Here is a 25,689-nt window from a genome sequence, read left to right as displayed (position 1 = left end):
GGTTCGGCGATTTAGGTCCGGTCGGTGGGCAGTTGATAGCCTTTGAACTGCTCGCGCAGTGCCAGCTTCTGCAGCTTGCCGGTGGCTGTGTGCGGGAGCGCGTCGACGAAGACGACGTCATCCGGCAGCCACCACTTGGCCACCTTGCCTTCCATGAAGGCCAGCACCTCGGCGGTGCTTGTGTTGGCGCCGGGCTTTCTAACGGCGATCAGAAGCGGCCTCTCCTGCCAGCGGCTGTGCGCGACGCCGATGACCGCCGTCTCCTTCAAGGCCGGGTGGCCCAGCGCGACGTTCTCGAGGTCGATCGACGAGATCCACTCGCCGCCCGACTTGATGACGTCCTTCGAGCGATCGGTGATCTGCATGTAGCCGTCGCCGTCGATGGTGGCCACGTCGCCGGTGGCGAACCAGCCGTCGGCGTCTAAGGGCGATCCGTCCTCCCCTCGAAAGTACGCGGCCGCCACCCAGGGGCCGCGCACCTTCAGCTCGCCGAAGGCCTTGCCGTCGTGCGGCAGCGGCCGGCCGTCGGCATCGAAGATCTCCAGTTCCACGCCATAGATCGCGCGCCCCTGCTTGAGCTGCAGGTCGATGCGCTGCGCGACCGGCAGCTCACGGTGCTTGTCGAGCAGCGTGCCGATCGTGCCGAGCGGGCTGGTCTCGCTCATGCCCCAGGCGTGGATCAGGAAGGCGCCGAAGCGCTGCTCGAACTTCTCGATGATCGCGCGCGGCGCTGCCGAGCCGCCGACGACGACACGTTCGAGCCGGATCTGCGACAGGTCGAGACTGTGCTCATGGCGTTCGATGTAATCGAACAGCCCCAGCCAGACGGTGGGCACGCCGAGCGAGAAGTTGCAGCCCTCCTCCTTCAGCAGCCGGTAGATGTTCTCGCCGCTGAGGCTGGCCCCCGGCAGCACCAGCTTGGCGCCGCACATCGCCGCGGCATACGGCACGCCCCAGGCGTTGACGTGGAACAGCGGCACGACGAGCAGCACGCTGTCTCGCGCCGACAGGGCCAGCCCGTCGGAGGCACAGGCCGTGAACGAATGCAGCACCGTGGAGCGATGGCTGTACAGCACGCCCTTCGGGTGGCCGGTGGTGCCGGACGTGTAGCACAGCGACGACGCGCGGTTCTCGTCGAAGGTGGGCCAGGCGTAGTCGGGCGAGGCCTCGGCCAGCAGGTCCTCGTAGCACAGCAGGCCGGGCAGGTCGATCGCCGGCAACTGGTCGCGACGGCACATCGCGACGAAGCCTTTCACCTGCGGGCACTGCGGCGCGATCGTCGCCACCAGCTCGGCAAAGCTGGTGTCGAAGAAGACGAAGCCGCTCTCGGCGTGGTTGACGATGTAGACGATCTGCTCCGGGAACAGCCGCGGATTGACGGTGTGCAGCACCGCGCCCCTGCCGGACACGCCGAAGTAAAGCTCCAGGTGGCGGTGCGTGTTCCAGGCTAGCGTCGCGACGCGCTCGCCCGCGCCAACGCCGAGTGCACCCAGCGCGTTGGCGAGCCGCTTGGCGCGCTCGCGCACCTGGCGCCAGTTGCTGCGGTGCATGCTGCCGTCCACCAGGTGCGAGACGATCTCGCGATCGCCGTGGTGGGTCGCCGCATGCTCGATCAGGCTGGAGAGAAGGAGCTGCCGCTGCTGCATCAGGCCGTTCATCTGCGTGTACTTTCCTGGTCCGTGGCAGCCGAGGCCGCCATCGATGTCGTGGGTGATGTCGTGGTGGTGACGTGCGGCATGCTCAGTCCGCCCGGATGTTCTTGCTGCGGATCACCGGACCCAGCCGGTCCAACTCGGCTTTCAGGTAGGCGGCGAACGCCGGCTGCGTCATCGTCACCGGCTCGGTGCCGGAACGCTGGATCAGCTCGCGCATGTCGGGCGTATCGAGCACCGCGCGCATGTCGGCATGCAGCCGTGCCTGCAGCTCACGCGGCACGCCGGCCGGCACGAAGATGCCGAACCAGCTACCCGACGAGAAGTCGGCCAGCGCGGCGACGCCCTGCTCTTTCAAGGTCGGCAGGTCCGGTGCGCGGGGCGTGCGGTTCGGCGCCGCCACGCCGATGACCTTGAGCTTGCCGGCCTTCACCTGCGACAGCGAGGCCAGCGAGTCGAACATCGCCTGCACCTGGCCGCCGATCAGGTCGTTGAGGGCCGGTCCGTTACCGCGATAGGGCACATGCGTGATCTGCGCCCCGACCATCGCGGCGAACACCTCCGCGCCGATGTGCGGGCTGGAGCCATTGCCCGACGAGGCGAAGCTCATCGGCTTTCCACTCTTCATCAGGGCGACCAGGCCGCGCAGGTCGTCGGCGGGCACCGATGGGTGCACGTACAGCACACTGGGCGCGTCCGAGACCATGATCAGCGGCTCCAGCGCGCTGGCCTGGTAGGGCAGATTGGCCACCATGAGCTGGCTGGTGACGAAGCCGAAGCTTGTCAGCAGCAGCGTGTGGCCATCAGCGGGCGCGCGCGCGACAGCCGCGGTGCCGATCACCGTGCCGCCGCCCGGGCGGTTGTCTACCACCACCGGCTGTTTCCACTGCTCGGCCAGCCGCTGCGCCAAGCCGCGCGCCAGCGCATCCGTCAGGCCGCTCGCGGCATACGGGACGACCAGCGTCACCGGCTTGGCGGGAAACGCCTGCGCCCCGGCGGCCAGTGGCGCCATGAGGACCAGCAGCGACGCGGACCAGCGGGTGATGAGGGTGTTCCAGAAAGACATGGCGACTGCTTGGATGCGAGAGTTACTTGCCGGCCGGTAAGTGAGAGAATAGGACGCCGCGTCGTGTGCGGTACTGGGGTTTTCTTCTAGCGCTTCGCCGCGCCGCGAACGGTTTTTCGAGGGGCCGCAGATGTCGTCGTGGCAGGCGCCTGGGTGATCCCGAACAGCGTGATGTCGACGAACTGCGCCGCCACCTCCGGCACGGTCAATCGGCCGTCAGGCCGGTGCCAGCGCGCCGCCTGGTTCAGCGCCGACAGCAGCATGCGGGTGGCCAGCGGCACATCGATGCTGCGGAAGTCGCCGCCTTTGACGCCGTCGGCTATGCATCGCCTCAGCAAGCTTTCGTAGGCATCACGCTGCTCGATCGCCGCACCGCGGCGCTGCCCGCTGGCGTCCTGCCAGAAGGCATTGGACCCGGCGATCCACTGGTCGCGCTTTTCTTCGAGGAACTTCGCCGACGACACCATGAACGCGCGCACACGATCGGTCGGCGTGTGGGCCTCGGACACCGCGGCCTCGACGGTCTCCAGCAGCCCTTGCATCGATTCGATGACCACCCGCTCGTACAACGCATCCTTGTTCGGATAGTGGTAGTAGAGCGCCGCCTTCGTGATCTTGGCTTCCTCGGCGATGTCGCGCAGCGAGGTGTTGGCGTAGCCCTTGCGCGCGAACAAGCGCCGCGCGATGGCCAGCAACTGCGCCGGACGGTCGTCGTTCAGCGGAATCTCGATCTCGGAGGAAGTCTTCGCCATGGGAGGGGATCGGGACACGAAGCCGTTGGGTTCATTCATGATAGGGCGCGGCAATCAGCGGTCAGGCCATCTTCGGCTCGGCCACTTGTTCGCCAGACTACTCAGCGGCCGGTGAACACCGGCTTGCGCTTCTCGATGAAGGCCCGCTGCGCTTCCTTGGAGTCTTCGGTCTTGGACAGCGCCACGGTGTTGTTCTGCTCGTAGCGGTAGGCGTCGCGCACCGGCATCAGCATCGTCATGCGCGCCGCTTCCTTGGCCAGCCGCACGGCAGTCGGGCTCTTGGCCGCGATCTCGTTGGCAATGCCCATCGCATAAGGCATCAGTTCGGCGGCGGGCAGGCAGGCTTCCACCAGCCCCAGCCGGTACAGCTCTTGCGCCGGCACCTTCATGCCGGTGTAGAACATGCGCCGGGCGCGCGACTGGCCAAAGTGGCGCTGGAGGAAAGTGACGCCGCCGGCGAGGCCGACGTCGATCTCCGGCATGGCGACATAGGCGTCTTCCGAAGCGACCCAGATGTCGGCCGCCATGACGAGGCCGAAGCCGGCGCCCAGGGCCGCGCCGTTGACGGCCGCGATGACCGGCTTGGTGCACTCGACGATCGCGTAATAGGACTCGCGCACGCGGCGGTTGTGGCGCCAGTAGGAGCCGGCTTCTTGGCCGATCCCCGAACGTTCCTTGATGTCCGCGCCGGCGCAGAACACCTTGCCCGCGCCGGTGAGCACGACCGCCGCGACCTCGTCCATGTCGGTGAGCACGTCGAACACGTCGGTGATCTCGTTGCGCATCTCGGCGTTCTGCGCATTGACCGGCGGGCGGTCGAGCGTGACGACGGCCACGCCGGCGTCGATGGAAAGGCGAAGGGTCTTGTAGTCCATGAAGATACTTTCGTGAAAGCGTGGTTCAGGGTTCAGGGTCAGCGCGCGGGTCGCAGCGAGATCAGCGCGTCCAGGCAGTACGCGCCTTGGGTCCGCACCACGAAGGGGTTGATGTCGATGCCTTCCAGCTCGCCGGCATGCGCCGCGGCCAGCGCCGACACGCGGCACAGTGCGTCGACCAACGCGGCCTCGTCGTACATCGGCCCGCCGCGCCAGCCGCGCAGCAACCGCGACGCGCGGACCTGGTGCACCAGCGACCGTGCGCGCTCGGGCGTGAGCGGCACCGAGGCGAAGGCCACGTCCTTGAACAGCTCGACGGCCGTGCCGCCCAGGCCGAATAGGGCCATCGGGCCGAACACCGGATCGCTGTGGATGCCGATGATGGTTTCGAGACCGCCTTTGAGCATCGGCGCCACCAGCACGCCATCGATGCGCGCCTGCGGTGCGGCCGCCGAGGCACGCGCGATCAGCGTGGCGAAGGCCGCTGCCAGCGCGCCGGCATCCGCGATGTCGAGGATCACGCCGCCGATCTCCGTCTTGTGGGCGATGTCCGGCGAGACGATCTTGGCCACCACCGGGAAACCCACCAACTCGCCGGCCCGCACGGCCGCCGCTGCACTGCTGCAGAGATGCTCGGGAAGCACCGGGATGCCCGCTGTCGCCAGCACCGCCTTCGCTTCGCTTTCGTTGCTCACCGGCGGCAGCGGCTCGGACGCCGGCGGCAACTGGGCCGGCAGGCGGTGCAGTTGCTCACGCAGCGCACGCAGGCGTGCGGCGCCGGCCACGGCGCGAACGGCCCGCGTCGGATCCTGGAAGACGGGAATACCGGCCGCTTCGAGCCTGCTGTTCACGCCGGCCTCGGACAGCATGACCAGCACGAACAGCCGATCGGGATGCTGCGCCCGCAGCGCGCACAGCGCGCGCTCGGTGCCGGCAAAGCGCGCCGGCGACAGCCCGACATGCGCCAGGTAGGCGAAGTGCGTGGCGCAGCTCGAGCCCGCGGCCATCGCCGACATCACGCGCGTCACGCCATCCGGCACGGCAGTGACCTGCGCCGTCGTGTCGTACGGGTTCGCCGGCACCGCGAAGGGCAGGATGTCGCGCAGCGCCTGGGCGGTCGCTTCAGGCAGCGGCGGCAGCGTGAGCCCGAGCTCGGTGGCGTTGTCGGCCATCAGGATGCCGACGCCGCCCGAGCCGGTGACGATGCCGATCTCGGCATTGGCGGGCAGCTGCTTCGCCGTGACGCAGACGTAGGCGATGTCGAGCATCTCCTCGATCGAATGCGCCCGCAGCGCGCCGCACTCGGCGAAGACCGTGTCGTACACCGCATCGTTGCCGGCCAGTGAACCGGTGTGCGTCGCCGCCGCAGCGGCACCGATCTCGGTGTGGCCGATCTTCATGATGACCACCGGCTTGCCCGCGTCGGCGGCCTGCAGCAGCGCCGCACGCAGGCGCGCGCCGTCGCGGCAGGACTCGATGGCCGCGCAGATGACGCTCGTGTCGTCGTCCTGCGCCAGGTACTCGATGCACTCCGCCACGTCGACATCGGCTTCGTTGCCGGTGGCGATCACGCGCGACAGCCCCAGCCCGCGCAAGGTCGCCATGCCATACGCCGCGGAGCCGAAGGCACCACTTTGCGTGGCCAGGCCGATCGACCCGGCGCGTGGGCGCAACCCGTTGAGCGCGGTCGAGAAGGTGGCGAAAAGTCCGATGCCGGGATTCAGCAGTCCCAAGGCATTGGGCCCGACCAGGCGCATGCCGGCAGCACGCGCGATGTCGGTGATGCGGCGCTGCAGCGCGGCGCCTTCGCTGCTGGTTTCCGCGAAGCCCGCGGTGAAGACCTGGACCGCCTTGACGCCCTTCTGTGCGCAGTCGCGAACCGCCTGCTCGGCGCCGGCGACCGGTACCGCGACGATCGCATGGTCCACCTCGCCGGGGATCTCCAGCACGCTGCGGTAGGCGGTGTGTCCCTGGATCTCGGCCACGCCGTTGACATTGACCGGATAGAGCGCGCCGGCAAAGCCGCACTCGACCATGAAGCGAAGCGGACGGCCTCCGATGCGCTCGGGATCCGTCGACGCGCCAATGATGGCCACCGAGCGCGGAAAGAAGAAGGCGTGAAGCGAATGCATGTCGGGGTGCAGGAAGAACTCAGGCCATCAGCGCATCGGCAGCGCGCGCCGGCTCGCCGGCCGGTGGACGAGCTTTTTGCGTACCAAGCCGGCGCAGGTGGAAGTAGCGGTCGCCGTAGTCGAACTCGGCGCTGAGCGCACGTTCGGCCACGCGGGCGACCAGCAGTTCCTCGGTCATGCCCATGCCGCCATGCAGCTGGATGGCCGCCTCGGCACAGAGGCGCCCTGTCCTGCCGACATAGCCCTTGACGAGCGAGACGCTGCGCGCGTCCGGGCCGGCGCCGTCCACGCCGTCCACGCCGTCCACGCAGTCTTGCAGCGTGCGGCCGACGAGGCCGCGCGTGCATTCGAAGGCGACGTACATGTCGACGACCCGGTGGCGCAGCACCTGGAAGGTCGCCAGCGCATGACCGAACTGCTTTCGTGTGTTCAGGTAGTCGATGGTCAGCTCGACCAGGGCGCCTTGCGCGCCGACCGTTTCGGCGCAGACCAGCAAGGCGCCGACGCCGGCCGCCGCCGCGCAGGCGCGGTCGAAGGCCTCGCCGCGCGCCACGACGCCGGCGGCGTCCGGCTCGATGCGGTCCGTCAGCACATCGGCCATCACGCGACCGTCCACGCTGCGGTAGCGGCGCCCCAGCGGCAGCGCCCGGGCCTCCAGCGCCACGAGCATGCGCCGCTCGGGCAGCGCGACCAGGTAGTGCGTGGCTGCGACCGTGAGGTCGGCGTGCAACCTCGAGGAGAGGCCCAGCACGGAGGCCACGTCCGCCTCGCCCGAGGCGATCTGCGCGAGCAGCGCCGCCGCCTGCGGCGTCTCGCACAGCGCCAGCAAAGTCGGCACGACCGCGGCTCGGTCGACGATCGGCAGGGCCAGCGCCGAACGGCCCAGCGCCTCAACCACGCTCGCGACATCGAGCAGCGTGCCGCCCGCGCCGCCGCGGTCCTCGGTGATCAGGATGGCCGGCCAGCCCATCTCGACGGCCTGCCGCCACAGAGCGTGGCGCACGACGGCGGTGTCCGCACCGGGAGCGGCCAGCGCGGCCATGGCCTCGGTGCAGAAACGCGCGGCAGCGTCGTACAGGTCCCCGGGCAGCATCGGAACGATTTGAAAGTTCATGTCGATCAGGCTCCGAACAGTTCGCGGGCGATCACGTTCTTCTGCACTTCGCTGGTTCCGCCGGCAATCGTGCGGGAGCGGAAAAACAGGTAGTTGTGCACCCATTCGGCACCCGTCGCTTCGTCGGCAACCGGTGGGTCGATCGGCACGAAACAGGGCACGCGGCGCGAACCGGTGATGTCCAGCGCGATCTCGATGATGCGCTGCGACAGCTCCGACGCATGCAGCTTGAGCGCCGAGGACTTGGTGGCACGCAGGGTGCCGCGCATTTCTTCGTCGATGGCGCTGAGCAGCATCTCGCGCGCCGCGCCGACCTCGGCCTGCGCGTGCAGCAGGCGCTCGGTCAGGCCCTGGAGGTCGCGCGTTGCGTCGGCACGCTGTTCGGCATCGAGCAGTTCACCCACCTGCTCCAGCAGGCGGGCGAGCCGCGGCACGGTGGCCGGCGACAGCCGCTCGCGGTCCAGCAGGTACTTGGCGCAACGCCAGCCCTTGCCTTCTTCGCCGAGCAGGTTGCCCACCGGCACCCGCACCTCGTCGAGGAACACTTCGTTGACGTGGTGCCAGGCATCGATGGTGCGGATCGGCCGGATCTGGATGCCCGGCAGGTTCAGCGGGATCAGCAGCAGCGAGATGCCTTCCTGCTTGCGCGCCTCGACCGAAGTGCGCACCAGCGTGTACATCCAGTCGGCCTCGTGGGCATGCGAGGTCCAGATCTTCTGGCCGCTGACGACGTAGACATCGCCCTCGCGGGTGGCCTTGGTCTTCAGCGAGGCGAGATCAGAGCCGGCACCCGGCTCCGAATAGCCCTGGCACCACCAATCGCTGCCGTCGAGGATGCCCGGCAGGAAGCGGCGCTTCTGCTCTGCCGTGCCGAAGTGCAGCAGCACCGGGCCGATGTGGCCGATGCCGTGGTGGTACTGGGGCGGGCAGTCGGCCTGGGCCATCTGCTCCTCGAAGATGTAGCGCCGGCGCAGGTCCCAGCCGGTGCCGCCGGCTTCGACCGGCCAGCCCGGGGCGGCCCAGCCGCGGGCATGCAGGATCTTCTGCCAGGCGCTGTATTCCTTGCGGGTCAGCTTGCGGTTGGTGCGCACGACGTCTCGCACTTCGGGCGGGCAGGCCGTGCGCGCAAAGTCGCGCACGTCCTGGGTGAATGCTTCGTAATCCACGGGGTGCGGGTCCTCGGGTTGGGCCACTTACCGGCCGGCAGGTAGAGACAACTATAGCGAGGCTTTTCGAACCGGCAAGAGGGAATGTCGGGGTCTCACCAAAATCACGAATGTGATGTTGAACAGCACAGATGAATAAGGCTTGAAGCCGGACGGAGGGTCCGTGCATCATTCCGTGCACGCCATTCCGGCCCGTCCGGCGCCGTGCCGACGACAGCAATTCAGGAGACGCCGATGAGCACCGAACGATCGAACGACACGCCCCAGCAACACACCGCGCCCGGCGCCGGCAACGCACCGAAACGGCTGGACGTCGTCGTGGTCGGCGGCGGCTTCGGCGGCATGTACGCCATCTACAAGTTCCGCGAAATGGGCCTGCGCATCCAGGGCTTCGAGGCGGGCGGCGACCTGGGCGGCGTGTGGTACTGGAACCGCTACCCGGGTGCGCGCGTGGACCTGCCGAGCATCGACTACAGCTATTCGTTCTCGCCGGAGATCGAGCAGGAGTGGACCTGGTCGGAGCAGTTCGCCGCCCAGCCGGAGTTGCTGGCCTACATCGACTTCGTGGCCAAGCGCCTGTCGCTGCGCGAGCACTTCCAGTTCAACACCCGCGTGACCAGCGCGGCCTGGGACGAAGCACGCCAGCTGTGGACCGTGATCACCGATCGCGGGGACGCGTATGAAGCGAGTTACTGCATCATGGCCACTGGCCCGCTGTCGATACCGAAGGACCCCGAGATTCCCGGCATCGAGCGCTACACCGGCCGGCTGCTGCGTGCCGGCAAATGGCCGCATGAACCGGTGAGCTTCGCGGGCCTGCGCGTGGGCGTCATCGGCACCGGATCGACCGGCATCCAGATCGTCCAGGAAATCGGCCCGCAGGCCGGCGAGCTTTTTGTCTTCCAGCGCACGCCGAGCTTCACGATGCCGATGCGCAACGAGACGCTCGAGCCCGACTACGTGGCGGAGGTCAAGCGCCACTATGCCGGCATCCGCGAAGCCGCGCGCAACAGCGCCGTCGGCGGTGTGCGCCCGCAGTCCACCCGCGCCTTCTTCAGCGTGACGCCGAATCAGCGCCGCCGGCTGCTGGATGACGCCTGGAAGAACGGCGGCCTGGCGATGCTCGGCACCTTCACCGACCTGATGGTCAACGCGGAAGCCAACGAGCATGTCGCCGAGTTCGTGCGCGGCAAGATCGGCGAAGTCGTCAACGACCCGGACACCGCCGAGAAGCTGAAGCCGCGCGGCTATCCCATCTTCGCCCGCCGCCCCTGCCTGGACAGCAGCTACTACGAGACCTACAACCGGCCGAACGTGCACCTGGTCGACTGCTTCAGCGACCCGATCCTCGAATTCACCGAGAAGGGCATCCGGACGCAATCCGGCGAGGTCGAGCTCGACATGATCATCCTCGCCACCGGCTACGACGGGCTCACCGGCGCGCTGCTGGCCTTCGACGTCATCGGCCGCCAGGGCCGCAAGCTGAACGAGAAGTGGCAGGACGGCCCGCGCTCCTACCTCGGCCTGATGATGGAAGGCTTCCCCAACCTCTTCATGACCACCGGGCCCAACGGCCCCGCCGCGCTGGCCAACATCATCCGCATCAGCGAGAACGATGTCGACTGGATCGCCGCGGCCATCACGCACATGGACAACAACGGCCTGTCGACCATCGAGCCGACGCGCAAGGCCGAGGACGGCTGGATGGACCTGGTGTTCAGGATCTGCCAGCGCTCGCTGATCCTGAAGGCCAAGTCCTGGTGGGTCGGGGCCAACGTCAAGGACAAGCCGCAGGGGCTCACGCTCTTCACCGGCGGGTTCCAGAAGTACCAGGAGCACTGCGCCGCAGCGGCGCAGAACGGCTACCCCGCGTTCGTCTTCGACCGCGCAAAGGAAGCCGTCGCGGCGTGACCGAGTCGTTGCCGACAGTCCTCGACAACTGACCGCCAGCCCGCGCTAGAACCTGTTGTCGACCTCCGTGGTCGGAACAGCTTCTCGCTCGCTCAATCAATTTACTTGCCGGCAAGTAAACCAGGGAGAAACAACCACACCCATTGCACGCCGGAACCGGCGATCCACATTCTTTCCAGCCACAAAAGGAGATACATACATGACGTCGAGGGACAACACCTACCCAGGTTTCTGGGGCCGATACAGCCGTCAGTCACATGGCACGTTAGCGTTCGCAGCGCTGGCTTGCGCCTGTGCATCGGCTGGGGCCCAGAACGCTCCACCGGCCAGTTCGTCGACCGTGACCGTCTATGGTCTGCTCGACCTCAGCGTGGCCTCCGCCACCGGCCCCGGGGGTCGCGTCGTCAAGTTGGACAGCGGCCACGTCAATGGCTCCCGCCTGGGCTTCCGAGGCAGCGAAGACCTGGGGGGCGGTCTGCGAGCCAGCTTTCTGCTGGAGTCAGGCCTCAATGTGGATACCGGGGGCATGGGCCAGAACCAGGGGGCCGGCGCAAAGATGTTTGGTCGCGGCGCCTACGTCGGCCTTTCGGGCGACTTCGGGGAAGTGCGCCTGGGACGAACGCTCATCACGATTTCTTCGGAGGCGCAGGCCGCAGGCGACGCCTTCGGCTTGGGCGGAAGTGGCAACGCACAAGGCATCCAGCCGGCCACCGGCCGCTCGAATAACACGGTGTGGTACCAGTCACCGAAGTTCGGCGGCGCTTCTGCCAAGGTGTCGTACTCGTTCGGAGAACAGCCGGTCAGCAAGGCGGGTAACCATGTCGCCGCCGGCCTCTTCTATGCGAAGGGCCCGGTCGGAGCGGCAGCGGCCTACACCGTGCTGCGCCACCCCACCGACGAAAGCCGTGTTCGCTGGTTCAACGCGGGCGCTTCCTACGACTTCGGGACCTTCAAGCTGTTCGCAACCGCGGCGACTTTCAAGAACCCGAGCGCGGCCCTGACGCCTGCAGTGCATGCGGCGCTTGACAGCAACATTCAGTTGGCCGGCATTCCGGGCGTAGGCTATTACGCCGGGCAGAACGACCGCAGCGTTTCAATCGGCGCATCGGTACCCGTAGGGGTCGGCCTGCTCCTCGTGCAGGGCGTGAAGCTCGACGATCGTGGACCGCTCGACCGAGATGCCGCGCAATTCGGTGTCGACTACATCTACAACCTGTCCAAGCGAACTTCGCTGTACACGGGCTACGGACGAGTCAACAACCGCAACGGTGCCGCCTTGTCGCTGACCGGCGCGACTTCGCAGGCTGGACTGAATGCCAGCGGCGATAGCGACGCCTACCGCGTCGGATTGCGGCACGCGTTCTGACACGTCGACATTGCCGCCGCCCACAGGCGGCGGCTGATAGCGGTGATGCTCATGAGTTCTCCTTGCATCGAGGGTCGTGGATCGTGAAAAAGCTGTGAACCAGCCTGTGCGCCTTCAGATCGACCAGCGCAGGTCGCGGACCGGCCAGCCACGATGTCGACTGGCGCATCACTCGTGATAGAGCTGCGAGCGGCCGCCGTCGATCAGGATGTCAGCGGCGTTGATGAAGCGGGCTTCGTCGCTGGCGAGGAACAGCGCGGTGTAAGCCACTTCTTCGGGCTGGCCGATGCGTTTGCAGGGTAGCAAATCGGCTTGCTTCGCCCGTTCGGCCGCCGGGTCGGCGCTGGCGGCGAACGAGGCCTCGATGGCCTCGGTGAGGATCAGGCCCGGCGAGATCGAGTTCACGCGCAGTCCCTGCGCCGCGTACTGCAGCCCCAGCGCGCGCGTCATGCCGATCAGCGCATGCTTGGCGACCGGGTAGGGAAAGCAGCCGGGGATGATCTTGTGGCCGTGCACCGACGCGATGTTGATCACGCTGCCGGCACCTTGCGCCAGCATGCCCGGCAGCACCGCCCGCGTGCAGTGCCAGGCGCCCTCCAGGTCCACGGCCATGCAGCGCCGCCAATCGTCCGGCGTCAGGGCCAGCGGGTCGTTGAAGAAGTTGCGCCCGGCGTTGTTGACCAGCACGTCGATGGCGCCGAAGCGCGCGCCGGCGTGGTCGACCATCGCCTGCACCGCGGGCGGGTCGGCCACGTCGGCCTGCACGAACAGCGCGCGCTCGCTGCCCAGCTCATCGGCGATGCGGCGGGCCGCGTCGTCGTGCAGATGGCTGTTGAGCACGACGCGCGCGCCTTCACGCACGAACAGACGTGCGATGGCCGCACCGATGCCCAGCGTCGAGCCGGTGACCAGCGCCACCTTGCCGGCGAGACGGCCGCTCATCGCACGGGCTCGACGATCCGCGCATCGTCGGACGGCGCATCGGCTAGACCGGTGCAGCCCGGCACGTGCAGGCTGTCGGTGAAGTACATCGTGCCGCCGTCGGGGCTGAAGCAGATGCTGTTGGCCATGCTCACCGGCGGCAGCGCCAGACGGCGCAGGCCGTTGCGCTGCGAGTACCGGAAGAAGAGCGTGGCGCTCGGGTTCACAGCAGACATGCCGTCAGAGCTTGTAAGACACACCCAGGTTGAAGCGGCGGCCGAACTCCGTCACTTCCTGCTGGTAGGGGTTGTTGCCCGAGGTGTAGACCACCTTCTGGTTCGTCAGGTTGTCGATGCCGAAGCGCAGCTGCAGCTGCGGCGTGATCTGCTGGGCCAGGCTCAGCGTCAGGTAGGTCTCGGCGCCGTTGACGACCAGCGAACCAGTGGTCCAGGTCGGGTTGCGCACGAAGCTGCTGTGGTGGTTGGCCGACAGGCGCGCTTCGAAGCCGTTCTTCTCGTACCACAGCGTCATGCCGCCGTTGTGGCGCATCAGGCCTTCGATCGGGAAGGGGTTGCCGGCGGGAGTCTGCTCTCGCACATTGCTGTCGGTGTAGGCGTAGTTGGCGTGCACGCCGAAGCCATCCAGCGGCGCCGGCAGGTTGGTCTGGTACACCAGTTCGATGCCGCGCACGTAGCCGCCCTTGCCATTGACCGAGTGCGTGATCCAGGCCTCGCGGCCGTCGATCGTGGTGTGGTCGCTGGTGATCGCGATGTAGCGGCTCAGGTCCTTGTAGAACAGGCCCGCGGACAGCAGCGAGCCCTTGCCGAAGTACCACTGGTAGGCCAGGTCCAGCTGGTTGGCGATCATCGGCTTCAGCGTCGGATTGCCCGCGCTGCCGGTGATCGGCGCCTGCGGGTTGGTGTCGATCGAGATGTTGCGCGAGCCGCGCATCTCGTCGAGCGGCGCCCGCGACATCGCCCGCGACAGGCCGAAGCGCAGCTGCTTCTCCTGCTTGTCGTCCAGGCCCAGCACGATGTTCAGGCTGGGCAGTGCCTCGGTGTACGAGGTGCCGGCCGAGAACGGCGACGGTGCCGCGCCGTTGACCATCTGCATGCCCGCGCCGGTCTGGCGGTTGTGCACCACGCGCAGCCCGGCATTGCCGCGGTAGGGCAGGCCGAACAGCGTGCCGTCCAGGTCGGCTTGCACGAACAACGAGCTGCTGCGCTCGGTCACTTGCCAGCCGGCCAACTGGTCCCATTGCGTCGGTGTTCGGCCGGTGGCGTCGAACACATTCGCGCCGAACACACTGGTCGCCGTGCCATTGAAGTCGCGCAACGCGATGAACGGCGCGAAGCCGTCGACCCGGATGGTTTCATAGGCCGAATCAGGCACGGTGGACAACGCGTCCACGCTCCAGGTGGTCTGGTGGTAGCTCTTCTCGCGGTCGGTCACCCGCGCGCCGAACTTGAGCCGCCGCACATCGCCGCTGTCCAGGCTGCGCGTGGCGCTGAGCTGCAGCGCCTTCAGCTGGTCCTTGATGTGGCCGTCGTTGTCGACATGCATCGTCGGCGTGCCGAAGGCCGCCGGGTTGCCGCTGTCGTGACCGAAGCTGTAGTCCATGCGCTCGTCGCCGGTGAAGGACCAGCGGATCGTGCTGTTGCTGTTGGCGAACTGCCGCAAGTCGCGCCACTGGCTGTCGCGCGTGGCGCGCGACGCGGAGAGGTCGGCCTCGTACTTCCAGTCGCCGCTGCCGAGCTTGGCGTTCAGGCCGCCGGCGAAGTTGCTGTTGGTCTGCACCCAGGTGTAGTCGTTGGTTGTCAGGCCGACATCGCTGACGGTGGCGCCGACGACATAGCCGTTGCGCACATCGACACCGCTGAACTTGGAACTCGCCCAACCGTCCCAGTTGCCGAGGTCGCCGGTCCAGTGCTGCAGGCCGGGCTCGGTGATCGCCGCGCGCGCGTAGTACAGGTCGCCGGTGATCAGCGCATCGGCCGTCGGCTTGTACTCGACCTTGGCGAGCACGCTGCTGCGCTTGTCCTTGCCGCGCTTGACCTCGTCCTGGAAGCCCCAGGGCGTCTTGTCGACCTGGCCGTCGCCGGTGATGTCGGCCGAGTGGTCCTCGTTGAAGCCCCAGTGCCGCATGTTCTTGTGCAGCGAGGGCTGGTCCTGGTAGCTGAAGGCCAGCGCCACGCCCAGCGTGCGGCCGTTGAACTGATCGACGTAGATGCCCCCCAGACGCGGCGCGGTGCTGCTGGCGCCGGGCAGGTCGCGGCCCATCGGGTAGTACAGCGCATCGGCCTTCAGCGAGACCAGGCGCTCGCTGTACTTCAGCGGCTGCACGGTGAGCAGGTCCACGGTGGTGGCAATGCCGCCTTCGACGAGATCGGCCGACTGCGTCTTGTGCACGATGGCGCCGGTGACCGATTCCGACGGGAACAGCTCGAAGCGCACCGCACGGCCCGGCTCCGACGAGGCCAGTTCACGGCCGTTGAGCAACGCGCCGATGAAGCGCGGCCCCATGCCGCGCGCAACGATCTGGCTGGCGTTGCCGCGGTCCAGGCCGGACGACAGACCCGGCAGTCGGGCCAGCGATTCGGCGATGGTCGTGTCCGGCAGCTTGCCGATGTCTTCCGACGCAATGACCTCGACCATCGCGTTCGAGGCTTCCTTGGCCTGCAGCGCATTGCGCACCGAGGCGCGAATGCCCGTCACGGTGACCGTCGTCGCCGCGGGTTCGGTCTGCGCCTGCGCGCTGGCGGCCAGGGCCGGCAGCACGCAGGCCGCCTGGATCAGGGCGCTCAGGCGCTTGCGGACGGGTGGGACGTGGGGTGTCGTGCGGCGTGTGGTTTGGTTCATGGTTGTCTCCAAGGGGTTGTCTAGGTCTGGCTCTGTCAGGACAAGGTCAAGCGCTCAAGTGCGGTGATGCGCGGTGGTGCACGGTGGTGCGCAAGCCCGCCAGGCCTGCACGAATTCATCGGCGCGCAAGGCCACGGTCTGTGCCGTGCTACCCGGCGCATACAAGGCCGATCCGAGGCCGAAGCCCGAGGCGCCGGCGCTGCGCCACATCGCCAGGCTGGCCGGCGTGATGCCACCCACCGGCAGCAGCGGCACATCGGGCGGCAGCACGGCGCGCATCGCCTTCATCACGGCGGGCGTCACCAGTTCGGCGGGAAAGAGCTTCAGCGCATCGGCGCCGGCATCCAGCGCGGCAAATGCCTCCGTCGGCGTCGCGATGCCCGGCACGCACAGCAGCCCGGCGGCCTTGGCGGCGCGGATCACGCGGACATCGGCATGCGGCATCACCACCAGGTCGGCGCCGAGTGCCTGCAAGCGCGCGACATCGGCCACGCGGGTGACCGTGCCGGCACCGACCAGCGTGGCCGGCGCCAGCTTGCGGCGCAGGGTGGCGATCGAGGCGAACGGATCGGGCGAGTTCAGCGGCACTTCGATCAGGCCGAAGCCGGCCTGATCCAGCGCGCGGCCGATCGCCTCGGCGTCGTCGGGCCGCAGGCCACGCAGGATGGCAACCAGCGGCAGCCGGGCCAGCGCGGCGCGCAAGCCTTGGGTTCGATCAGCAAGGGTGGTGGTCATCATGTGCACAGTTGTGCCTGCACGGCGAGTTGCCACAGGCCGGCGATGGCGGTGTTGCCGAGCACTGCCGCCGGCTCGATGTCGAACAGCCGCAGGGCATGCTCGTAGCGCCGACACAGGCCGGCATCGCCGACCAGCGCCAGCGGCGCGCCATCGGGCTGCAACCCGGCGAGCAGCTCATGGCCGATCAGCAGGCCGGACAGGTAGTCCGGCAAGGCGGCAGCGGGCCAGCGGCCGGTGAGGCCCAGCGTGCGCACGGCAAACAGCTGGCCGCTCAGATCAGCGCCCAGGCCGCGGCGGGCCGCTGCGACACCGGCTTCGAAAGCCTCGGCGCACTCACCTCCATCGGCCGCCGGCATCAAGCGGCCGAGCACCGAATGCTGGCGCAGCACGGCGTACAGCTCACCGGTCATGCGGGTGCGAAAACCAGCGATGCGGCCCTGCTGCACATCGACCCACTTCGAGTGCGTGCCAGGCATCAGCACGCAGGCACGATCGGCCAGCGCCGGCTGCAGCGCCAGCAGGCCCACGAGCTGCGTCTCTTCGCCGCGCATCACGTCGGGCGTGCCGCCGGCGGGTTCGTCGCCGGGGTCGTCAATCAAGCCGGGCACGATGTGCAGCGTCGCGCCACTGCGGGTGTCGACCTTGACCAGGTGCTGCTGGAGTGCAAGCAGATCCGCCGGGCAGGCCACATAGCGTGCCTCGCGCCAGCCATGCGCGCTGCCGACCATGCCGCAAGCCAGCACCGGCAAGTCCTGCACCAGCCAATCGCCGGCCAGCGACTGCAGCGCGGCGTCGAAGGCCGGCGCACCGCCACTCAGCGTCGACGCACCATCGGCGCTGCTGCGCGCGGCCAGCACCGCGCCACCGTCGCCGAGCAGCCAGGCGCGCAGCTGCGAGCTGCCCCAGTCCAGCGCGATCAGGCGCGGCATGCCCGGCGTCACCACTCGGCCACACTGCCGTCAGCGTGGCGCCACAGCGGGTTGCGCCAATCGCGCACCGTGCGGCTGGCCTCGATGACACGTTCTTCGTCGATGTCGACACCCAGGCCCGGCAAGCTGCTGGGCGTGACGTAACCGCCTTCGATGCGGAAGTCCTCGCGGTTCTTCACGTAGTCCAGCAGCTCGGCATCCTGGTTGTAGTGGATGCCCATGCTCTGCTCCTGCAGCACGGCGTTGTGCGCCACCCAGTCGACCTGCAGGCAGGCCGCCAATGCCACCGGACCCAGGGGGCAGTGCGGCGCCAGCGCCACGTCGTGCGCCTCGGCCATCGCGGCGATCTTGTGGCATTCGGTGATGCCGCCGGCATGCGACAGGTCGGGCTGCAGGATCGCGATGCCACCGCCGGCGAACACACGCTTGAAGTCGAAGCGGGAGTACATGCGCTCGCCGGCGGCCAGCGGGATCGACGTGGCCTCGGCCAGCCGGGGATAGTGCTCATACTGCTCGGCCAGCACCGGCTCTTCGACGAACAGCGGGCGCAGCGGCTCCAGCTCGCGCAGCAGCACCTTGGCCATCGGCAGCGCGACGCGGCCGTGGAAATCGATGCCGAAGTCGATGGTGCTGCCGAAGGTGGCGCGGATCTGCTGGAACTTGGCCATCGCGCGGTCCACCGCGGCGTGGCTGTCGAGCATGCCGAACTCCTCGGTGCCGTTCATCTTGACGGTGTCGAAGCCGGCCGCGCGCACGCGGTGGATGGCCTCGATGATCTCCGCCGGCCGGTCGCCGCCGACCCAGCAATAGGTCTTCATGCGGTCGCGCACGCGGCCGCCCAGCAGTTGATACACCGGCACGCCCAGCGCCTTGCCTTTGATGTCCCACAGCGCCTGGTCGATGCCGGCGATCGCGCTCATCAGGATCGGGCCGCCGCGGTAGAAGCCGCCGCGGTACATCGCCTGCCAGTGGTCGTTGATGCGCGCCGGATCCTGGCCGACCAGCAGCTCGGACAGTTCATGCACCGCCGCTTCGACGGTGCGCGCGCGGCCTTCGACGACCGGTTCGCCCCAGCCGACCAGACCCTCGTCGGTCTCGATCTTCAGGAACATCCAGCGGGGTGGCACGCGGTAGGTGGTGAGCTTGGTGATCTTCATGGTGCGGTCACGAGAGAGGTGTAAGTTCGGCGCGAACACGGCCGTTGCGAATGCGCGATATGAATCCTGGACATGGCTTCAGCGGGGAGACGAGGATGCGGGCGCCGATGTGGGCACTGATGTGGGCACTGACGCGGGCGCTGACACAGGCACCCCCGCGCCGCGGAAGGCCTTCATCGACGGCAGCGCGCGGCCCGTGGCATCGAACATCGCCTGGTTGTCCCAGCCATTGCCCTCGCCCGTGCGCCAGCCGGCGCCGGGCACGGCAATCCAGGCCGGTTCCCAGTAGAAGACGCCCAGTCCGCGGCCCTCGGGCGCGGCAGCCACCGCATCGATCACGTCGCGCAGCAAGGCGGCTTGGCCCGACACCGTCGCCGGGTAGCCGGCGGCCTGCACCCGTTCGGCATTCAGCACGTTGGGCGTGGCATCGGCGTTGGCCAGCGTATGGGCATACGCGGTCTCCACCACCAGCAACGGCTTCTGATAACGCGTGGACAGATCGGCCAGGTTGGCCTTCAGGCCGGCCAGCGGGCCGTGGAAGTACGGGTAGTAGCTCAGGCCGATGATGTCGAAGTCCAGCTTCTCGCGCGCGAACAGGTCGAAGACGCGGCGGTACAGCGTGTTGTCGCCGCCGTCGGCCAGGTGCAGCACCACCGGCAGGCGGCGGCCGGTGCGGGCGTCGTGGGCGCGCACCGCGGCGATGCCCTGGCGCAGCAGTGCAACAAAGCCCGCGTCACCGCCGATCTTCTCGTCGGGCGTCTGCTGCCAGGTCTTGCCATCGGGCCAGACGAAGCCGCCATTCGTCTCGTTGCCGATCTGCAGCATGTCCGGGCCGGCCTTCGCGGCTTCGAAGGCGCGCAGCACCTCGGCGGTGTAGGCGTGCAGCGCACGTTGCAGTTCGGCGCCTTGCAGACTGGCCCAGGCAGCGGGTTTGGTCTGTGTCGCCGGGTCGGCCCAGAAGTCGCTGTAGTGCATGTCCAGCAGCAGCTTCAGCCCCAGCGCCTTGGCGCGCCGGGCCAGCGCCAGTGTCACGGCCAGGCCGTTGTTGCCGCCGCCCACCGGCTCGCCGAGGCGCGAGATCACGCGGCCCTCTTCGATCACGTCCTGCGCATTGACCGGCGTGTGCCACAAGCGCAGCCGCACCCAACCCACGCCATGCTGCTGCAGGATCTTCAGCGCGTCGCCGGGCCGGCCCTCGGCATCGCTGAAGCGGCCGCCGTGGCGTTCGACCTCGGCGAGCGTGGACACATCGGCGCCGACGATGAAGTCGGCGGCCGTGGCCGAGCCCAGCAGCGCGGCGGCACAGAGGGCAAGGATGCTGCGGCGCATGCGCATCACCCTTTCACCGCGCCGGCCGACAAGCCCGACACCAGCCAGCGCTGGGTGACCATGAACAGCAGGGTCAGCGGCAGCCCGGCCAGGATCGCGGTGGCGGCGAAGTCGCCCCACAGGTAGCGCTGGTTGAACAGGAACAGGCGCGAGCCCACCGCCAGCGTCAGCTGCGCTTCGTCGTGCAGCAACACCGACGCGACCGGGTACTCGATCATCGCGCCCAGGAAAGCCAGCACGAAGACGACGGCCAGGATCGGCCCGGCCAGCGGCAGCAGCACATGCGTGAAAGCCTGCAGCGGCGTGGCGCCGTCGACCGCGGCAGCTTCTTCCAGTTCGACCGGCAGGCTTTCGAAGTAGCCCTTGATCAGCCAGATGTGCTGCGCAATGCCGCCGCTGTAGGCCAGCACCAGGCTCCAGTGGCTGTTCAGGCCCAGCCACGGCACCCACTCGCCGATGCGGTCGAACAGCGCGTAGATCGCCACCAGCGCCAGCACGCTGGGGAACATCTGCAGCAGCAGCAGCGCATCCAGCGTCAGGCCGCGGCCGCGGAAGCGCATGCGGGCAAAGGCATAGGCGGCGGTCACCGAGAGCAGCAGCGCCACAGCGGCCGAGACCAGCGCCACCTTCATCGAGTTGGCGATCCACTGCAGCACCGGGAACGCCGGCTGCTGCCATTGGCCGTCCGGCCCCATCACGGCGATGCCCAGTGCCAGCTTCCAATGGTCCAGCGTCAGGGCCGTCGGAATCAGGCTGCCGCCGGCGAAATTGCCCGGGCGCAGCGAGATCGAGACGATCATCAGCAGCGGCAGCATCGTCAGCGTGATGAAGCCGATCAGCGCGGCATGCGTGGCCAGCAGGCGCCAGCGTTGCGAACGGGGGGTGACGATGGCCATGTCTTTTGTCGCCTAGTAAGCCGTGCGCCCGACCTTGAACAGGCGCAGGTTGGCCAGCGCCAGCGTCGCGACGATCAGGAACACCAGCGAGGCGATGGCGCAGGCCAGCGCGTAGTGCTGGCCCGAGTCCTGGAACGCGATGCGGTAGGTGTAGGACGCCAGCAGGTCGGTGGCGCCCACCGGCACGGCGGTGTCCAGGTAGTCGGGTGCGCCGTTGGTCAGCAGCGCGATCAGCGTCAGGTTGTTGAAGTTGGTCGCGAACGAGGCGACCAGCAGCGGTGCGATCGGACGCGCGATCAGCGGCAGCGTGATGCGCCACAGGTTCATCAGCGGGCCGGCGCCGACCAGGGCCGAGGCCTCGTACAGCTCGGCCGGAATGGCCTTGATCAGGCCCATGCACAGGATCATCATGTACGGGTAGCCGAGCCAGGTGTTGACGATCAGCACCATCGCGCGGGCCAGCGTGGCGTCGCTAAACCAGCCGGGCCGCAGGCCGAACAGCAGGTCCAGCACCAGGTTGATCTCGCCCAGGTTCTCGTTGAACAGGCCGCGGAACACCGGAATCGAGATGAAGGCCGGCACCGCATACGGCAGGAACAGCGCGATGCGGTAGACCGCCTTGCCCTTCAGCGCCGGCCAGTTCAGCGCCACCGCGAGCAGCAGGCCGATTGCAAAGGTGAACAGCGTGTTCAGCGCCGCGAAGCTGACGGTCCAGGCGAAGACGCGCGCGAAGGGCTCGTAGAAGCGGCTCTCGGTGAAGATGCTGCGGTAGTTGGCGAAGCCCACCGTCGCACGGAAGCCCGGTGTCACGGTGCTGCCGTCGGCGTGGCGCCACCAGCCTTGCGCGGTATCCGCCGTCAGGCGCCGGCCGTCGCGCGTGGCCCGCAGCGTGCCATCGGCTTCGGCCACGTAGGCCGGCCGCTCCACCGAGAAGCGGCGCAGGCTCAGCAGGCGCAGTTCGCTGCCGTCGGGCAGCACCGGCGTCAGGCGGCGCAATGCCGGCAGCGCGGCGACGAGGGCGCGCAGGTCGCCACGCGTGGCATCGGATGGCGCGGACGCGGCATCCTGCGGCGCGGACGCGGCGTCACGGGTAGTGGGCGCCGTGGCGTCGTGTGGCGTGACCGTGGCGTCGCGCGGCGCAGACGCCGCATCGGCCTGCAGCGGCAGGCGTTGGGCTTCACCGGAGGTGAACGCAGCACTGGCATAACGCTGCCCGTCCTCGTCCTCGAAGTGCAGACGCTGCTGCCCCTTGTCCGCGGGCTCCAGCGTGAAGGCCAGGCTGCGGCCATCGCCCTCGCCGCGCGCCAGCAGCACGTCGGTGGCGCGCTCGAAGGACAGCAGGTGTTCCGCGCTGTAGTTGGTGAAACTGATGCCCAGCGTGTAGACCATCGGGAAGACGATGAACAGCAGCGCTGCCAGCGCGCCCGGTGCGATGTAGCGCCAGGCCATGCAGCGCGGGCTGAGGTAGATCCAGGCCACCAGCGCGGTGATCGCGATGACGGCCAGCGCCCAGCCGCTGGCGTGCACCGCATGCAAGGCGAAGGCCAGCGCCAGCGCGGCCAGCAGCACGCCGGCGCCGAAGACCTGAAGCAGGCGGGTCATCGCCTTCATGCCGGCCCACCGATGCGTGCGGCCGCACGCGCCAGGCCGCTGGCCACGTCTTCACGGCCTTGCAGGATGTTCTGCAGTGCGGCGGCCATCGCGGTCCAGAAGCGCGTCATTTCCGGATTGCTGGGCATCAGCGTGCCGGCGCGCACGGCGGCCATGCTGCCGGCGATCAGCGGGTCGGCCGAGCGTTCGGCATAGAGGGCCTTGCTGGCCGGCACGCCCAGCGGCACGTCGGCGTCGATCGCGCGCAGGCTGGGTAGCGCCAGCAGATAACTCTCGATGAACTCGTGGGCCAGTTCGCGCTGGCGGCCTGCGCTGGAGACCATCGCGCCGAGCACGCCGACGAAGGAGCCGCCAGGCCGGCCGCCGATGCGCGGATAGGGGGCGACGCCGAAGTCGATGCCGCTCTTGCGCAGGTTGCCCCAGGCCCAGGGGCCGTTGAAGGTCATCGCGACGCGGCCTTCGTTGATCGCCGCTTCGGCATCGGCATAGGTCACGCTGCGCGGCAGCAGGCCGCGGCGCACCAGGTCCAACAGCGTCTCGACACCGCGCACCGCGCCGGGCGTGTTGATGCCGATGTCGCGCGGGTCGTAGCTGCCGTCGGCGCGGCGGCCGAAAGCGTAGCCGCCACCGGCCGAGATCAGGCCGTAGCTGTAGTAGACCTCGGTCATCCACCAGCGCAGCGCGCGCTTGCCTTGGCGGGCGAGCCGCTGGTCCAGTGCGATGACCTCGTCCCAACTGGTCGGCGCGGTGGGCGTCAGCGCCTTGTTGTAGATCAGCGCCACCGTCTCCATGCCGAGCGGGAATCCCCACGTGCGCTCGTACAGCTGCCAGGCACTCCAGGCCTGGTCGTCGATGGCCGCCCGGGTGGCCCGCGACGGCGTCACCGGCGCGATCAGGCCGGCCGCGGCCCAGCTGCCCAGCCGGTCGTGCGGCCAGATCCAGACGTCCGGGCCCTTGCCGGCCGCCGCGGCCTGTTCGAACTTCGAGATCGCATCTTCGGGATGCTCGACCTGCACGGCGACACCGGTGTCGCGCGTGAAGGCTGCAGCGGCGTGGGCGATGCCGCGCCAGCCCTTGTCGCCGTTGATCCACAGGCGCAGCGTCGGCGCGCCGGCGGCGTGCACCGCGCCGGGCAAACAGGCCACGGCAGCGGCGCGGCTCACCACATCGCGACGGGACCACTTCATGGCGCCAGCCTGCGCAGCGCGATGCCGGCCGCATCGAAGGCGTGGCAGGCCGTGGCGGGCAGGTGCAGCTGCACGCCGTCGCCCACCGCCGCCGCGCTGCGGCCATCCAGCCGCACCACCAGCGGCGTGGTGTGGCCGGGCCGGCCCAGGTAGGCGTAGGTCATGTCGCCCAGGCGCTCGACCCATTGCACCTGGCAGGGCATGCAGCCCAAGCCCGCCTCGGCTTGCAGCCGCAGGTCTTCGCTGCGCACGCCCAAAGTGAGCGGCTGACCGACATCGACGCCACGGCCGTCGAGCGCCGCCCGCAGCGTGTGGCCATCGGCGCTGCACAGCGTGAGCCCTTGCGCATCGATCGCTGCCACCGTCATCGGCAGCAGGTTCATCGTCGGCGAGCCCAGGAAGGTGGCGGCAAAGAGGTTGGCCGGCTCGCGGTACAGCGTCAGCGGCGAGCCGACCTGCGCGACGCTGCCCAGCGTCTGCACCTCGGGCCCGCTGCGCAGCAGCACGATCTTGTCGGCCAGCGTCATCGCCTCGACCTGGTCGTGCGTGACGTAGACCGACGCCGCGCGGCCGTAGTCGCGGTGCAGCCGAGCAATCTCCACCCGCGTTTGCGCACGCAGCGCCGCGTCCAGGTTGGACAGCGGCTCGTCGAACAGGAACACGCCCGGTTCGCGCACCAGCGCGCGGCCGATCGCCACGCGCTGGCGCTGCCCGCCCGACAGCACGGCCGGCTTGCGCGCCAGCAGCGCTTCGATCTGCAGCAATTGCGCGATCTGCTGCACCCGCTGCTGGGCGGCCACTTTGCCAACGCCGGCCAGGCCGAGGCCGAAGCCGATGTTCTCGGCCACGGTCATGTGCGGGTACAGCGCGTAGTTCTGGAACACCATCGCGACCTTGCGCTGGGCCGGCGCCCGCTCATTGACGCGTTCACCGGCGATGCGCAGTTCACCGGCCGTGATGTCCTCCAGCCCGGCGATCAAACGCAGCAGCGTCGACTTGCCGCAGCCGCTGGGGCCGACGAAGACGCAGAACTCGCCGTCGGCGATGTCCAGCGTCACCTCGCGCAACACGGCGGGGTGCTCGTCGTAGCGCTTGAACAGCGCGGCCAGGTTCAGTCCAGCCATGCCGGTGTCTCGTTGTGGCGGAAATGCAGGCGGGCGCGGTGCCAGAGCCCGACCTCGGCCGACAGCAGCGCGGCGGATTGCGGCGCGGCGGCGGCCAGCCGGCGGCGGGCGCTGTCTTCCAGGAAGATCGGCAGGTCCAGGTCGGCCGGCACGATGTGCAGGTCGAAAGTCGGCCAGTCGCCGTCGGCGCGCACGAAGCGGTGCAGGCCGATCAGCCAGGGCTCGCCATCGGCGAACTGGTCGTCGACCAGCACGCCGTCGGCATACAGGCGCGCGGCGTCGCCGATGTAGTCCAGGCTCAGCATCACGCGGGTGTCCGGCGGGCAATCGGCCTGCGGCTCCAGGAGCAGCTGCAGGCCGGCCTCGTAGGCTGCCTCGTCCGGGGCCAGCGGCACGGCGCGGCCGCGCCAGGCGATCGGCGGGCCGTCGCGGCGCAGCGGGGCTTGCTGGCTATCGTGCATCACTCGCCAATGAAGCGGCAGGGTGTCGACGCGCGACTGCGGCTGTACCCAGCGCGCAAAGTCGGGCCCGGCCCCCAGGTCATCGGCCGGCCAGGCCTGGACGTCGGCCGTGCCGCGGCTCAGCACGATGGCGTTGTCGCCCTCGACATGCAGCGCATCGGCGCACAGCAGCAGCCGATCGCGCCCGGCAATGTGCTGGCGGCTGCAGGCATCGGCTTGGGCCTGCGACAACAGCACGATGCGGTGCTCGGTGCCTTGCGCGTCGCTCAAGCGCAGCAGCTGTGGCAGCGCCATCGCGGGCTCGCAGCTCAGCGTCAGGCGGCCGTCGTGCACCTCGCTTCGGGTGTGCGCGGGTGAGTCCAGCGCGCGCAGCGTTGCCGCGTCGAAACACAGCTCGGCGCGCACGCCGGGCACGACGAAGGCTATCCAGTTCACGCTGCCGC

At 68.7% G+C, this 25,689-nt stretch carries 21 protein-coding genes; 2 read left to right on the top strand and 19 right to left on the bottom strand.

The genetic code is table 11. The annotated features are described in order from the left end of the window. Positions 1–11: 11 nt before the first annotated feature. From VLK61_RS07475 to VLK61_RS07445, 7 genes are all read right to left on the bottom strand, one after another. On the bottom strand, positions 12–1,658 hold the full coding sequence (locus tag VLK61_RS07475; RefSeq protein WP_325419751.1) for a 3-(methylthio)propionyl-CoA ligase: 1,647 nt from the start codon (positions 1,656–1,658) through the stop codon (positions 12–14). Positions 1,659–1,740: 82 nt separating this feature from the next. Then, the gene (locus VLK61_RS07470; protein WP_325419749.1) at positions 1,741–2,718 is read right to left on the bottom strand and encodes a Bug family tripartite tricarboxylate transporter substrate binding protein; all 978 of its coding nucleotides are present in this window, start codon (positions 2,716–2,718) and stop codon (positions 1,741–1,743) included. A gap of 86 nt (positions 2,719–2,804) precedes the next feature. Further along, the gene (locus VLK61_RS07465; protein WP_325419747.1) at positions 2,805–3,470 is read right to left on the bottom strand and encodes a TetR/AcrR family transcriptional regulator; all 666 of its coding nucleotides are present in this window, start codon (positions 3,468–3,470) and stop codon (positions 2,805–2,807) included. A 101-nt stretch (positions 3,471–3,571) separates the two neighbouring features. Then, positions 3,572–4,345, bottom strand: coding sequence for an enoyl-CoA hydratase/isomerase family protein (locus tag VLK61_RS07460; RefSeq protein ID WP_325419745.1), 774 nt, complete (start codon positions 4,343–4,345; stop codon positions 3,572–3,574). Positions 4,346–4,383: 38 nt separating this feature from the next. Further along, a complete protein-coding gene (locus VLK61_RS07455; protein WP_325419744.1) occupies positions 4,384–6,477 on the bottom strand; it encodes an acetate--CoA ligase family protein in 2,094 nt (697 codons plus the stop codon). Positions 6,478–6,496: 19 nt separating this feature from the next. Then, a complete protein-coding gene (locus VLK61_RS07450) occupies positions 6,497–7,570 on the bottom strand; it encodes an acyl-CoA dehydrogenase (RefSeq protein ID WP_325419742.1) in 1,074 nt (357 codons plus the stop codon). 26 nt (positions 7,571–7,596) lie between these two features. Continuing rightward, complete coding sequence (locus VLK61_RS07445) at positions 7,597–8,757, bottom strand: acyl-CoA dehydrogenase family protein (RefSeq protein WP_325419740.1); 1,161 nt, start codon at positions 8,755–8,757, stop codon at positions 7,597–7,599. A gap of 234 nt (positions 8,758–8,991) precedes the next feature. Here VLK61_RS07445 and VLK61_RS07440 point away from each other — a divergent pair, with 234 nt between their 5' ends. Further along, positions 8,992–10,668, top strand: coding sequence for a flavin-containing monooxygenase (locus tag VLK61_RS07440; RefSeq protein ID WP_325419739.1), 1,677 nt, complete (start codon positions 8,992–8,994; stop codon positions 10,666–10,668). 199 nt (positions 10,669–10,867) lie between these two features. Beyond that, complete coding sequence (locus tag VLK61_RS07435) at positions 10,868–12,034, top strand: porin (protein WP_325419738.1); 1,167 nt, start codon at positions 10,868–10,870, stop codon at positions 12,032–12,034. A 168-nt stretch (positions 12,035–12,202) separates the two neighbouring features. Here VLK61_RS07435 and VLK61_RS07430 read toward each other — a convergent pair whose 3' ends face one another. The 12 genes from VLK61_RS07430 to VLK61_RS07375 form a co-directional block, all read right to left on the bottom strand. Continuing rightward, the gene (locus tag VLK61_RS07430; RefSeq protein ID WP_325419737.1) at positions 12,203–12,976 is read right to left on the bottom strand and encodes an SDR family oxidoreductase; all 774 of its coding nucleotides are present in this window, start codon (positions 12,974–12,976) and stop codon (positions 12,203–12,205) included. Next, a complete protein-coding gene (locus tag VLK61_RS32230) occupies positions 12,973–13,191 on the bottom strand; it encodes a hypothetical protein (protein ID WP_414636782.1) in 219 nt (72 codons plus the stop codon). The genes VLK61_RS07430 and VLK61_RS32230 overlap by 4 nt, the downstream gene beginning before the upstream one ends. A gap of 4 nt (positions 13,192–13,195) precedes the next feature. Next, the gene (locus VLK61_RS07420; RefSeq protein WP_325419735.1) at positions 13,196–15,814 is read right to left on the bottom strand and encodes a TonB-dependent receptor; all 2,619 of its coding nucleotides are present in this window, start codon (positions 15,812–15,814) and stop codon (positions 13,196–13,198) included. Positions 15,815–15,868: 54 nt separating this feature from the next. Beyond that, positions 15,869–16,552 carry a 2-dehydro-3-deoxy-6-phosphogalactonate aldolase gene (locus VLK61_RS07415; protein WP_414636781.1) on the bottom strand — a complete coding sequence of 228 codons (684 nt, stop codon included), beginning with the start codon at positions 16,550–16,552 and terminating at the stop codon, positions 15,869–15,871. Beyond that, positions 16,549–17,481: a 2-dehydro-3-deoxygalactonokinase gene (locus VLK61_RS07410; protein ID WP_325419731.1), complete on the bottom strand. Its 933-nt coding sequence runs from the start codon at positions 17,479–17,481 to the stop codon at positions 16,549–16,551. The genes VLK61_RS07415 and VLK61_RS07410 overlap by 4 nt, the downstream gene beginning before the upstream one ends. Before the next feature lie 8 nt (positions 17,482–17,489). Next, a complete protein-coding gene (dgoD, locus tag VLK61_RS07405; protein ID WP_325419730.1) occupies positions 17,490–18,638 on the bottom strand; it encodes a galactonate dehydratase in 1,149 nt (382 codons plus the stop codon). A 78-nt stretch (positions 18,639–18,716) separates the two neighbouring features. Next, on the bottom strand, positions 18,717–19,967 hold the full coding sequence (locus VLK61_RS07400) for a glycoside hydrolase family 53 protein (protein WP_325419728.1): 1,251 nt from the start codon (positions 19,965–19,967) through the stop codon (positions 18,717–18,719). Positions 19,968–19,972: 5 nt separating this feature from the next. Further along, positions 19,973–20,863, bottom strand: coding sequence for a maltose ABC transporter permease MalG (gene malG, locus VLK61_RS07395; protein ID WP_325419726.1), 891 nt, complete (start codon positions 20,861–20,863; stop codon positions 19,973–19,975). A 12-nt stretch (positions 20,864–20,875) separates the two neighbouring features. Further along, positions 20,876–22,465, bottom strand: coding sequence for a maltose ABC transporter permease MalF (gene malF, locus VLK61_RS07390; RefSeq protein WP_325419724.1), 1,590 nt, complete (start codon positions 22,463–22,465; stop codon positions 20,876–20,878). A gap of 5 nt (positions 22,466–22,470) precedes the next feature. Further along, a complete protein-coding gene (gene malE / locus VLK61_RS07385) occupies positions 22,471–23,661 on the bottom strand; it encodes a maltose/maltodextrin ABC transporter substrate-binding protein MalE (RefSeq protein WP_325419722.1) in 1,191 nt (396 codons plus the stop codon). Then, positions 23,658–24,785 carry an ABC transporter ATP-binding protein gene (locus VLK61_RS07380; protein WP_325419720.1) on the bottom strand — a complete coding sequence of 376 codons (1,128 nt, stop codon included), beginning with the start codon at positions 24,783–24,785 and terminating at the stop codon, positions 23,658–23,660. Before VLK61_RS07380 ends, malE begins: the two co-directional genes overlap by 4 nt. Beyond that, a partial coding sequence (locus VLK61_RS07375; protein WP_325419718.1) for a hypothetical protein occupies positions 24,773–25,689 on the bottom strand: 917 nt, incomplete at its 5' end. The genes VLK61_RS07380 and VLK61_RS07375, both read right to left, overlap by 13 nt.

Source organism: Aquabacterium sp. (assembly GCF_035476535.1).
GTDB lineage: Bacteria > Pseudomonadota > Gammaproteobacteria > Burkholderiales > Burkholderiaceae_C > Pseudaquabacterium.
This window is presented reverse-complemented; position numbering and strand designations above follow the sequence as displayed.

Coding starts and splice junctions, on each gene's coding strand:
- VLK61_RS07465 (WP_325419747.1), bottom strand. CDS start 3,470: ATGGCGAAGACTTCCTCCGAGATCGAGATTCCGCTGAACGACGACCGT.
- malF (WP_325419724.1), bottom strand. CDS start 22,465: ATGACCCGCCTGCTTCAGGTCTTCGGCGCCGGCGTGCTGCTGGCCGCG.
- VLK61_RS07420 (WP_325419735.1), bottom strand. CDS start 15,814: ATGAACCAAACCACACGCCGCACGACACCCCACGTCCCACCCGTCCGC.
- VLK61_RS07440 (WP_325419739.1), top strand. CDS start 8,992: ATGAGCACCGAACGATCGAACGACACGCCCCAGCAACACACCGCGCCC.
- malG (WP_325419726.1), bottom strand. CDS start 20,863: ATGGCCATCGTCACCCCCCGTTCGCAACGCTGGCGCCTGCTGGCCACG.
- VLK61_RS07460 (WP_325419745.1), bottom strand. CDS start 4,345: ATGGACTACAAGACCCTTCGCCTTTCCATCGACGCCGGCGTGGCCGTC.
- dgoD (WP_325419730.1), bottom strand. CDS start 18,638: ATGAAGATCACCAAGCTCACCACCTACCGCGTGCCACCCCGCTGGATG.
- VLK61_RS07415 (WP_414636781.1), bottom strand. CDS start 16,552: ATGATGACCACCACCCTTGCTGATCGAACCCAAGGCTTGCGCGCCGCG.
- VLK61_RS07450 (WP_325419742.1), bottom strand. CDS start 7,570: ATGCTGCCCGGGGACCTGTACGACGCTGCCGCGCGTTTCTGCACCGAG.
- VLK61_RS07410 (WP_325419731.1), bottom strand. CDS start 17,481: ATGCCGCGCCTGATCGCGCTGGACTGGGGCAGCTCGCAGCTGCGCGCC.
- malE (WP_325419722.1), bottom strand. CDS start 23,661: ATGAAGTGGTCCCGTCGCGATGTGGTGAGCCGCGCCGCTGCCGTGGCC.
- VLK61_RS07435 (WP_325419738.1), top strand. CDS start 10,868: ATGACGTCGAGGGACAACACCTACCCAGGTTTCTGGGGCCGATACAGC.
- VLK61_RS07400 (WP_325419728.1), bottom strand. CDS start 19,967: ATGCGCCGCAGCATCCTTGCCCTCTGTGCCGCCGCGCTGCTGGGCTCG.
- VLK61_RS07380 (WP_325419720.1), bottom strand. CDS start 24,785: ATGGCTGGACTGAACCTGGCCGCGCTGTTCAAGCGCTACGACGAGCAC.
- VLK61_RS07475 (WP_325419751.1), bottom strand. CDS start 1,658: ATGAACGGCCTGATGCAGCAGCGGCAGCTCCTTCTCTCCAGCCTGATC.
- VLK61_RS32230 (WP_414636782.1), bottom strand. CDS start 13,191: ATGTCTGCTGTGAACCCGAGCGCCACGCTCTTCTTCCGGTACTCGCAG.
- VLK61_RS07430 (WP_325419737.1), bottom strand. CDS start 12,976: ATGAGCGGCCGTCTCGCCGGCAAGGTGGCGCTGGTCACCGGCTCGACG.
- VLK61_RS07455 (WP_325419744.1), bottom strand. CDS start 6,477: ATGCATTCGCTTCACGCCTTCTTCTTTCCGCGCTCGGTGGCCATCATT.
- VLK61_RS07470 (WP_325419749.1), bottom strand. CDS start 2,718: ATGTCTTTCTGGAACACCCTCATCACCCGCTGGTCCGCGTCGCTGCTG.